Origin of the sequence: Spirillospora sp. NPDC049652 (assembly GCF_040675125.1) — a bacterium.
Lineage (GTDB): Bacteria > Actinomycetota > Actinomycetes > Streptosporangiales > Streptosporangiaceae > Spirillospora.
Genome location: NZ_JBFAOF010000199.1, coordinates 1 through 9,604, shown reverse-complemented (window position 1 = coordinate 9,604; position 9,604 = coordinate 1). Strand labels below are relative to the sequence as shown.

The window sequence follows — 9,604 nt, the reverse complement described above, 5'->3', positions numbered from 1 at the left end:
CCCGGCGTTCCTCGGCGCGAACGGGACGTTGTACTCGTCGGCGTACTGGGCGGCGATGCGCGGCGTCCGCTTGGCCCCGAAACCGCCGATCAGGATCGGCGGGCCGTCCGGACGGGCGGGCTTGGGCAGCGCGGGCGAGTTCCTGAGGCTGTAGTGCGTGCCCTCGAAGTCGAACGTCTCGCCCTCCGGCGTCCGCCAGAGGCCGGTGAGGATCTTGAGCTGCTCCTCCAGCCGGTCGAACCGCTCGCCGAGGCTCGGGAACGGGATGCCGTACGCGGTGTGCTCCTCCTCGAACCAGCCGGTGCCGATGCCGAAGTCGACGCGTCCGCCGCTCATCTGGTCGACCTGCGCGACCGAGATCGCCAGCGGGCCGGGGTAGCGGAACGTCGCGGCGGTCATGAGCGTGCCGAGCCGGATCCGGCTGGTCTCGCGGGCCAGCGCCGCGAGGGTGATCCACGCGTCGGTCGGCCCGGGACGCCCCGACACGTCCCCCATCTTCAGGTAGTGGTCGGAGCGGAAGAAGGCATCGAACCCGAGGTCCTCAGTGGCCTTGGCCACGGCCAGCAGTGTTTCGTAGCTCGCCCCCTGCTGGGGCTCAGTGAAGATCCGAAGACGCATGCCCCCATCCTCATACGCCCTGGCCTCGTCCGCACGCCCGGGGGTGACCCTGCGCGCACGAGGGGGTTCCCGGGGGTGAGCGGGCGCGGGGCCGGCCCGGTCAGCCGACCGGAGAGCCTCCCGGACGGCCGTCCCCCTCGGCGGACGAGCCGTCGCCGGTCGGGGCGGACGGCGTGGACGGGGTGGAGCCGGTGTCCGGCGTGGCGGCCAGCCGCGCCGCGGCGGCCATCACGCGCGTCTGGAGCTCGACCTCGCGGGCGATGCGGTGCTGCCCGGCGCGGACCTGGCGGGCCAGCCGGACGGCCTCCAGCGCCAGGACCAGCGCGAGAACGCCGAGCACGACGGCGCTGGACGCGATCGCGAGCGCGAGCATCGCTGTCACCACTCCTCACCCGACGGGAGCGGGGGATCCCGGGGCGCACCGGGACCGGCGTCGCCCGCCGGGCCGCGCTGACCCGGTCCGGCTCCCCTAGTGTGCCCCTCAGTCAAGGCCGCAACAACCGGTCAGTACGAGAAATTCTCAAATGCCGAAAACGATGCAGAACCGCCCATCCTGACCAGGCACTTCGGCGGCCGGTCCGTACGTCTGCGGCGGCCGGGCGGGGAGGGTCAGCGGCCGTCCGGCTCGTTGTAGAGGGCGCGCAGGAAGGCCAGCGCCATCCGCCGCTTGTCGCCGGCCCCGGCGCGCAGGTCGGCGAAGTAGGCGTCCAGCTCGGCGAGCTCGCGGACGGCCTCCTCGCCGCGCGTCTCGCGGCGGTCCGCCTCCTCCGGCTCGGCGCCGTCCCCGACCCGCGCGAGATCGCCGGACCGCCACAGCAGCGCCGCCTCGATGGCGCCGCGCGTGCGCGCCTGCGGCCAGCGTCCGCCGGCCTCCAGGTTGTAGACCGTCTTCACCGTCACCCCGGCTCGCTCGGCGAGCTGCTCCTGCGTGAGCCCGAGCGCCCCCCGCCGCGCCACCACGTACTTGGCGACCCGCTCCCGGTCGGGACCGTTTCCCATGCCTCCCAGCATGGCGGAAACAGTAAGGAACATCCAGCAATCGGAAGCGGAAAATTTCCTACATCAGAGTTTCCGGTTATTACCAGCCATACCCTTGCTACCTTGCCGGAACATTCCTATGGTGGAAGCCACGGGTCCGCGGGACGGACCTCCACCGGTCACCGGCGCGGCCCGAGAGACGACGAGAGGCTGAAGCCGTTGACCGAGGAAGGACCATTCACCGTCGAGCTGGCGCTGGCCGAACTGCGCCGCGGCACCGACGTCCGGATCGCCGGATTGGAGGGACGGATCGCCCTGCTCTACCAGCGCGACGACCTGCACGACCGCCGCGGCGACGAACTGTCCCGCCAGATCCAGGACCTGGACGACCGGCTCACCGCGGCCGAACGCGAACAGGTCACCCGGGGATCGCTCGACACCCGCTTCCGCCACACCGTCGCCCTGCTGTCCCTGATCACCGCGGCGGCGGCCGTCCTCGCCACGGTCGTCACCGCACTGCTCTCCCGCTGACCACACCGCCACCACCGACCACCGCCCTCCCGCGGCCCCTCCGGTCGGCGCGGGTCCTCCGGGCCCCGTAGCCCGGCGCACCCCACCCCCGCGCCGACCGGAGGTTCCATCCCTCCGCAACGCATCGCCCCCGCCGGGCGTCTCACCGGTATGGCCCGCGGACTCAGCTACAAGGACGCCGTCAAGATCCTCGGCGGCGGAAGCCCCGTCGTGGAAGCCCTGGACCGCCTCATGGGCGGCGTGCTCCTCACGGCGACGGCCGGCGGCAGCGAGCTCGCCCTCAGCCTGTTCGACGCCAAGGGCGAGCTCGGCAGGCTCAGCCACGAACTGGTCTCGGGCCTGAGCGACAGGATGCGCGGCCTGTCCCGCTTCTCCCGGACCGAACGTCTGGAGGCGGCCCGCAAGGTCATCATGCTGGCCGCCTTCTTCGACGCCCTGGCCGAGGCCGACCTCCCGCCGCGGCTGCGCGCCTTCTCCCGCGCCGACCAGCTCAGCCTCGTCGGCGCCCAGCCGTCCCGGCGGTTGAAGCGGGTCGTCTCGTACCTGACGCAGGACGCGTCCGCCCAGCAGGACGCGCTGATCCGCTACGACGGCTCCCCGCACCGGGACGGCCTGCCGTTCTTCGAGGGCCTCGGCATCGCCGTCACGGAACTGGCCTGGGTCGAAGGCGAACTGGACCTGGAGACCCAGCGCGTCCTCACCGAGGTCGTGCCCGCCGCCGCGATGGCGCGATACGAGGAGCTGTACCTGCGGCTGGCCACGGACTTCCCGGAACTCGCGTTCTGGACGGACCGCATGGACCACCACGCCACCCGCGCCGAGCTGGCGTCCGTCCGCACCGGGTTGGAGGGGCTGCGGGCCGTCCTCGAACGGCTCTCCTCCGGGTCCGCCCCCGACGACCGCCGCGCGGCGCTGACCCGCGCCCATCGCGCGCGGCTGGACCGTCCCGTCACGTTGAGCGCCGAGTCGCCCGGAGCCCTGCGGTTCCCGAGCCTCGCCGAGATCTACGTCAATCCGCGGTACCGGGTCGCGCAGGCCCATCCGACGGTACGGCTCAACGAGGAGGCGACCTGGGAGCGGGGCGGGGTCCACGACGACCTGCAGGCGTTCCTCGTCGGGTACCTGACGTCGTTCGCGACCGTCAGCGAACCGCTCCTGCTGCTCGGACAGCCGGGCGCGGGCAAGTCGAAGTTCACGGAGATGCTCGCGGCGTCGCTGCCGCCCGAGGACTTCATGGCGGTGCGCGTGGCACTGCGCGAGGTCCCGGCCGACGCCGACCTGCAGACCCAGATCGAGGCCGGCGTCCGAGCCGCCACGGGCGAGGCCGTGAGCTGGCCGGACCTCGCGCGCAGCGCCGGCGACGCACTGCCGGTCGTGCTGCTGGACGGCTTCGACGAACTCCTCCAGGCAACGGGCGTCAGCCAGTCGGACTACCTGGAGCAGGTCGTCCGGTTCCAGGAGCGCGAGGCCGCGCAGGGCCGTCCGGTCGCGGTGCTGGTGACCAGCCGGACGTCGGTCGCGGACCGTATGCGCATCCCGAACAGCGGCATCGTGGCCGTCCGGCTGGAGCCGTTCTCCGAGGAGCAGACGGCCCGCTGGCTGGACGTCTGGAACAACGCCAATGCGGCGGCTCTGGCCGCGCGCGGTCTGTCACCGCTGCCGGTCAAGACCGCGCTGCGTCACTCCGAGCTGGCCTCGCAACCGCTGCTCCTGCTGATGCTGGCGCTGTACGACTCCGACGACAACGCCCTCCAGAAGGACGACCACGCTCTCGACTCGGCCGATCTGTACGAACGCCTGCTGACCCGCTTCGCCGAGCGCGAGGTGCGCAAACTCCACCCTGAGTTGGACGGCGCGGCTTTCGCCGACGCCGTCGAGGACGAGCTGCAGCGGCTGTCGATCACCGCGTTCGCGATGTTCAACCGGGGCCGCCAGTGGGTCACCGAGGACGAACTGTCCGGGGACCTGGCCGCGCTGCTCCCCGATCCGGGCGGCGCGCGACAGGCTTCCCTGCGCGCGACGCTGACGCCGGGACAGACGGTCGTCGGCCGCTTCTTCTTCGTCCACCGGGCCCAGGCCGTGCAGGGCGGGGAGGTGCGCGGTACTTACGAGTTCCTGCACGCGACGTTCGGCGAGTACCTGGTGGCCAGGCTGATCGTCCGCGAACTGTCGGATCTGGTGACCTTCACCCAGGCGACCAGGAATCGTCACCAGCGGCTGGACGACGCCTTCCTGCACGCACTCCTGTCGTTCGCCCCACTGACCGAGCGCAACGCGGTGGTGTCGTTCGTCCGGTTCCTTATCGCGCGCTCTCCGGTCCGTGCCGCCATGGGCGACCTGCTCTACGCCCTCTTCCACGAGGCGTTCACCGTACGCACGGGCCGGACGCTGACCGAGTACGAACCGCTCAGGAGCACCGTTCCCGCGCGCGTGGCGGTTCACTCCGCCAACCTGCTCGTCCTGCTCGTGGTGGCGAAAGACCGGCTCACCGGAAGCGAAGTGTTCCCCGACTCGTCGGACCCGGTCGAGGAATGGCAGCGATGCACCGGTCTCTGGCGTTCACAACTGACCGCCGAAGGCTGGCTCGGCCTGGCGTCCGCGATGAGTCTCACTCGCATCTGGACGGACGACCGACCGGACATCCTCCTGCTCAACGCGCCGATGACCTTCAAGCCTTCGAAGAAGGCCGACTGGTTCCTGCACAGCTCGGCGCACGCCCGCATTCTCCGAAGCGGTTCCGCTCGGCTTGTCGGCACAGCGCATTTCGCGTGCCAGCCGGAGAGCGACGTCCTCATCCACGCGCTCGAATCCCCGCTTTGGGACGTGTCGAGCATGGAGCCACTCGTCACGTCATTCGCCGACAGTTCCCAGGGCATCGTTTCCGGCGCGCACGCGTATTTGAGGTTGTGCTGGGCCGCCTTGAACCCGGACATCGAGCAGAACGAGCTGGTGCAGCGGTACGAGGACTGCCTCGCCTTCCTGCGAGGCGCCGCCGCAACGGATTGGTCCGTCCTCCTCCTCCGCCAACTGATCGTGGACGCCGAACGCCTCCCGCCCGGCTGGCGGCGCTCCATGTACGAGCGCCTGAGCGAGCACTGCTTGCCGGGCTCTCCCACAGGCGCACTGTTCGACCGCGCCCTGGCCACCGAGCAGAGCCTCGCGCCCAGCCGCCGAATCTCATGGAACGCCAAGGGGTGAAGCGCGGCTTCCGGCATGAGCGGCGGCGGGCCGTTCCGGGGCCCGCCGCCGTCGTGTTCGGCGGGGTCAGTCCATGACCAGGACGACCTTGCCGCGGCCGTGGCTGGTCGCGACCTGCTCGTGGGCGGCGGACGCGCGGGTCCACGAGTGGACGCCCTTGAGGTTCAGCTTCAGGTGGCCTTCCTCGTAGAGGCGGGCCGCGTCGGCGACTCGTGCCATCGAGCGCTTCGCGATGCTGGTCACCCGGATGCCGAGCTCCTCGGCGCGGCCGTGTTCGACCAGCGTGAGGATGCGGTCGCGGTCCTCAACCAACTCCAGCGAGACTTCGAGGGCGTGTCCGCCCGCGCCGTCCAAGGCGGCGTCCACGCCGTCCGGCGCGAGGGCCCGGACGCGGTCGGCCAGGCCCTCGCCGTAGGTCACCGGAACCGCGCCGAGTGAGCGCAGGTAGTCGTGGTTCTCCTCGCTGGCCGTCCCGATGACGGTGGCTCCCGCGTGCACCGCCATCTGGACGGCGACCGCGCCGACCCCGCCCGCCGCCGCGTGGATCAGCAGGGTGTCGCCCTTCTGCACGCGGAGGTCTTCGAGCGCGATGTGCGGGGTCATGACAGCGGCGGGGAAGGCTCCGGCGACCTCCCACGGCATCCCGGCGGGCTTGCGGACGGCGTTCGTGACGGGCACGACGACGAACTCCGCATAGGAGCCGAGGATGGAGTTGCCCATCACCTCGTCCCCGACCACGAAGTCCGTCACTCCGTCCCCGAGCTGGTCCACGACACCGGCCCACTCGTTGCCCGGCACGCGCGGGAACGGCGGCGGCGTCTCCATGTAGCCGGGGGTCCATCCCTCGCGGACGGCGAGGTCGAACGGCTGGACCCCGGCGGCCCGCACCCGGACCCGGATCTCCCCGGCGCCCGCCTCCGGCGTCGGGACGTCCAGCATGCGCAACACGTCCGGTCCGCCCGGCTCACTGAATCCTGCAACCCGCATGATGATCTCCTCAGCTCTCAAGTGATCACCACGCTAGAACCTCGATCAATGTTGAGGTCAAGCCCGCCGCAGCTCCCGCCACCGGTTCGCGACCGCCTCGGCCGAAGCCAGGCGTCTTCGCAGCTCGCCGACGGGATCGCCGCCGAGCCGCCGACCCGCCGAGTCGAGGTAGCCGCCGTCCCAACGGACGCTCTCGCCGACGGACGGCATCGCGGGGTTCGTCACCAGCAGCGCGACCACCACGTCGTCCGGCAGCGGCCCCAGATGCGACGTCACGCGCAGCCCGGACGAGACGAGCCGGTCGGCGAGTTCGGCGAGGGGGTCACTCACCGCCGAATCCGAGCTCGCGCAACTGCCGCCGCAGCCCCTCAGGCGTGTCCGCTTCCGCCACGGACGGCCCTTCCTGGACGAGCTCCCCCGGCCCGGGACCGCGCGTCGCCCACCAACGACCCGTGTCCCGCGCCTGAATGATCGTCCACCCCGGAAACTCCCGCCGCAGCGCAGTCCGGATCCCCTCGCACACATCACGATTCATGTTGACGGACAGTAGGCGCGTGAACACGCCTGAGATTCACCCGTGTGAACTCAGTGCGGGACACCCATACGCGCGGCGAGTCCGCGCAGCTCACGGCCTCCTGCGCTGGTCGTGGCTCGGGTGAGCATGGTGGCGACGGTTTCGCGGACGGCGGATGAGTTGCGGATTTTGTGCGGGGCGATGGACTCGGCCCGCAGCAGCCATTGCTGTGCCTCGCGCATGGTCTTGCGGTCGCGGGCGAGGCCGCGGCCGACGTCCGCCAGGAAGGTCGCATGCCGGCCCGGACGGGCGGCGATCTTCCTTTCGTCCACGTCGCCGGCGAGGTCGAGCAGGACGCCGCCGCCTTCGCCGCGCTCGGTGGCGAGGGCGACGCGCCAGACGGCCACGTTGGCGGACGAGAACGCGCCCCAGTTCCTGCCCGGTTCGTCCGGGACGCGGGAGGCGAGGGCGGACGCCTCGTCGAGCCAGTGCGCGGTGAGGTCGAAGCGCTGCGCCAAGGTGGCGGACAACGCCGCCGCAAGGGTCAGCATGCCCAGCACCTGGAGGCCGAGCGGGCTCCGGGCGTGCGGCTCCAGCGTGTTCGCCGCCCGTTCGGCCACGTTCAGCCGGAACTCGCGTGAGCCGGTGGGGAGGGTGTGGACGCGCAGGGAGTCGGCCTTGCCCTGGTTGACCGCGTCGCCCAGTGCTCCGGCCATCTCGGCCGCACGCAGCGCGGCGATGTGGGCGAGGTCGGCGTAGCCGAGGTCCTTGCTGGTGAAGGTGGCCGCCTGGAACGCGTCCACCAGCGAGGCGAGCGCCTCCCTGCGCGCGTTCTCATCCACGGGCGCGCAGGCGTGGACGTGCAGCTCGTCGATCAGGACGGGCAGCCTGGTCGCGACCTCCGTGTGCCGGTACTCGCTGCGGTCGATGCGTCCCATCTCGGTGGTCAGCTCCGGCAGCGGACGGGCGCGGTCGGCGATCGGGGCGGTCAGCGTGTTCGCGGTGAGCGCGATCCGGAGCGCCGGGATCATCGCGTGCGGGCCCGCCTGCACCGGATCGGCCGTCAGGTGCGGACCGCCGACGAGCTCGGCCTCGGAGACCCGCAGCGCGGCGGCGAGCGCCGCGATGTGCGAGCGCCGGTCCACCGCGCGCACGCCGCGTTCGGCCATGGACAGGAAGGACTTCGACACGCCCGCCTGGCCCGCGAGCTGGTCCAGGGTCATGCCGCGCCAACGCCGCAACCTGCGCAGACGCGTCCCGATCGTCTCCTCGTCGTTCATGACGCCTCCTGACGACTCCCCCTCAGCGTAGGGTCGCGGCACCCAACAGAGGAGGTTGTCGTGGCATCTGTGGAAACCGAGGACGGGTTCCGCCTTTGGTACGAGGTCGTCGGGGAGGAAGGACCCGGCATCGTCCTGCCGACACGGGTTCGCGGGGAGCAGGGGAAGCTGGCCGCCGCGCTGAGCACGCGGCATCGGGTCGTGCGATACAAGCCCCGGCAGGTCGTCGGAGTGCTCGAACCCGAGGACGAGGCTGGCGGTGAGTTCGACCCGGCGTCCTTCACCCGTTTCCCGGCCGAGATGGAGATCGCGGACCTGCACGCCGTCGCGGACGCGGCGGGAATGCCGGAGTTCGTGCTCGGCGGGTACTCGGGGATGGGCGCGCTCGCCGGGTTCCTGGCGCCGCTGACCGAGCGGGCCGTCGGGCTGCTGGTGGGCGGGTTCCCGCTGCTCTCCGGCGGCGACTACTGGCTGGGCTATGTGGAGGGGGCGCGGGCCGGGGTCCTCACGGCGGGGATGCCCGAGAAGGCCGCCGAGCACTGGATGGGCGTCCTGATGTACCGGGAGTGGCTCGGCCGGGACGACTCGGAGGCGCTGGCGAAGAAGACCGGGCCGAAGATCACCTGGTACGGGACGCGGGACGGCGAGCCCGGCTGCCGGATGTTCGACCTGGTCGGAGGCGGTGCGATCGCCCGGCGCACCGCGGCCGACACCGCGCGGCTGGAGGAGCTCGGCTTCACGGTCCTGGCGTTCGACGGGCTGGACCACATCGGCGGGCTGGCCGAGACGGACGTCGTGGGCCCGCGCCTGGACGCCGCGCTCGCCTCGGCGGGCTGCTGATGTAAAGGACGCTTGACATCCCGAGGTGTAAAGCTTACTTTCCATATGTGCGTAACGACGTGCGTGAGCTGCGGATGGGCAAAGGGTTGTCGCAGGCCGAGCTCGGACGGGACCTCGGGGTGTCGCGGCAGACCGTGAACGCGATCGAGCAGGGGCGGTACGACCCGTCCCTGCCGCTCGCGATCCGGATCGCGCGGTACTTCGGCGCGACGGTGGAGGAGATCTTTCATGACGACTGAACGGGCGGAGCGCTGGGGCGCGCCGGTGCTCGGGGTGGTGGCCGGAGTCGCCTACTTCGTGCTCTTCATGGCCTGGGGCAAGGTCTGGATGGCCGTGTTCGGGGTCGCGGTGATGTGGGCGTACTCGGCGCTGCTGGTCCTCGGCTCGCGGCGCTCGGAGACCGTGGCGCTGATGCGCGGCGAGGTGACCGACGAGCGGCGCAGGCAGATCAACCTGCGGGCCTCGTCGTTCACGCTGAACATCCTGGTCGTGGCCATGGTCGGGGCGTTGCTCGCCGAGCTGGGCCGGGGGCACGACGGACGCCCCTGGACGTGGCTCGGCGCCGTCTTCGCGCTCTCCTACGGCGGCGCGACCGCCTACTACGCCCGCCGCGGCTGACCACGACGGGAAGTCGCCCCGCGCGAGGCGTCTCGCGCGG

At 71.5% G+C, this 9,604-nt stretch carries 11 protein-coding genes; 5 read left to right on the top strand and 6 right to left on the bottom strand.

What is annotated here, in order from left to right:
• The 3 genes from AB0J52_RS15690 to AB0J52_RS15680 form a co-directional block, all read right to left on the bottom strand.
• Positions 1-618: LLM class F420-dependent oxidoreductase (locus tag AB0J52_RS15690; protein WP_500182282.1), on the bottom strand; the 618-nt coding region annotated here is incomplete at its 3' end.
• Positions 619-718: 100 nt separating this feature from the next.
• A complete protein-coding gene (locus AB0J52_RS15685; protein ID WP_500182281.1) occupies positions 719-1,000 on the bottom strand; it encodes a hypothetical protein in 282 nt (93 codons plus the stop codon).
• Between the two features lie 227 nt (positions 1,001-1,227).
• The gene (locus tag AB0J52_RS15680; protein ID WP_500182280.1) at positions 1,228-1,617 is read right to left on the bottom strand and encodes a helix-turn-helix transcriptional regulator; all 390 of its coding nucleotides are present in this window, start codon (positions 1,615-1,617) and stop codon (positions 1,228-1,230) included.
• Between the two features lie 198 nt (positions 1,618-1,815).
• Here AB0J52_RS15680 and AB0J52_RS15675 point away from each other — a divergent pair, with 198 nt between their 5' ends.
• Positions 1,816-2,127, top strand: a complete 312-nt coding sequence (locus tag AB0J52_RS15675; RefSeq protein WP_500182279.1) for a hypothetical protein — start codon at positions 1,816-1,818, stop codon at positions 2,125-2,127.
• A gap of 150 nt (positions 2,128-2,277) precedes the next feature.
• Positions 2,278-5,325 carry an NACHT domain-containing protein gene (locus tag AB0J52_RS15670; protein ID WP_500182278.1) on the top strand — a complete coding sequence of 1,016 codons (3,048 nt, stop codon included), beginning with the start codon at positions 2,278-2,280 and terminating at the stop codon, positions 5,323-5,325.
• Positions 5,326-5,391: 66 nt separating this feature from the next.
• Here the strand turns inward: AB0J52_RS15670 and AB0J52_RS15665 are convergent, their stop codons facing one another.
• The 3 genes from AB0J52_RS15665 to AB0J52_RS15655 all read right to left on the bottom strand — a co-directional run bounded on the left by AB0J52_RS15665 (position 5,392) and on the right by AB0J52_RS15655 (position 8,106).
• Positions 5,392-6,312, bottom strand: a complete 921-nt coding sequence (locus AB0J52_RS15665) for an NADP-dependent oxidoreductase (RefSeq protein WP_500182277.1) — start codon at positions 6,310-6,312, stop codon at positions 5,392-5,394.
• A gap of 57 nt (positions 6,313-6,369) precedes the next feature.
• The gene (locus AB0J52_RS15660) at positions 6,370-6,642 is read right to left on the bottom strand and encodes a hypothetical protein (RefSeq protein WP_500182276.1); all 273 of its coding nucleotides are present in this window, start codon (positions 6,640-6,642) and stop codon (positions 6,370-6,372) included.
• Between the two features lie 255 nt (positions 6,643-6,897).
• Positions 6,898-8,106: a helix-turn-helix domain-containing protein gene (locus tag AB0J52_RS15655; RefSeq protein ID WP_500182275.1), complete on the bottom strand. Its 1,209-nt coding sequence runs from the start codon at positions 8,104-8,106 to the stop codon at positions 6,898-6,900.
• A gap of 60 nt (positions 8,107-8,166) precedes the next feature.
• Between AB0J52_RS15655 and AB0J52_RS15650 the strand changes: the two genes are divergently transcribed.
• From AB0J52_RS15650 to AB0J52_RS15640, 3 genes are read left to right on the top strand one after another with little or no spacing between them, the layout of a single operon-like run.
• The gene (locus AB0J52_RS15650) at positions 8,167-8,946 is read left to right on the top strand and encodes an alpha/beta fold hydrolase (RefSeq protein WP_500182274.1); all 780 of its coding nucleotides are present in this window, start codon (positions 8,167-8,169) and stop codon (positions 8,944-8,946) included.
• Positions 8,947-8,993: 47 nt separating this feature from the next.
• The gene (locus AB0J52_RS15645) at positions 8,994-9,185 is read left to right on the top strand and encodes a helix-turn-helix transcriptional regulator (protein ID WP_500182273.1); all 192 of its coding nucleotides are present in this window, start codon (positions 8,994-8,996) and stop codon (positions 9,183-9,185) included.
• On the top strand, positions 9,175-9,564 hold the full coding sequence (locus AB0J52_RS15640; protein WP_500182272.1) for a DUF2178 domain-containing protein: 390 nt from the start codon (positions 9,175-9,177) through the stop codon (positions 9,562-9,564). The genes AB0J52_RS15645 and AB0J52_RS15640 overlap by 11 nt, the downstream gene beginning before the upstream one ends.
• Positions 9,565-9,604 lie beyond the last annotated feature (40 nt).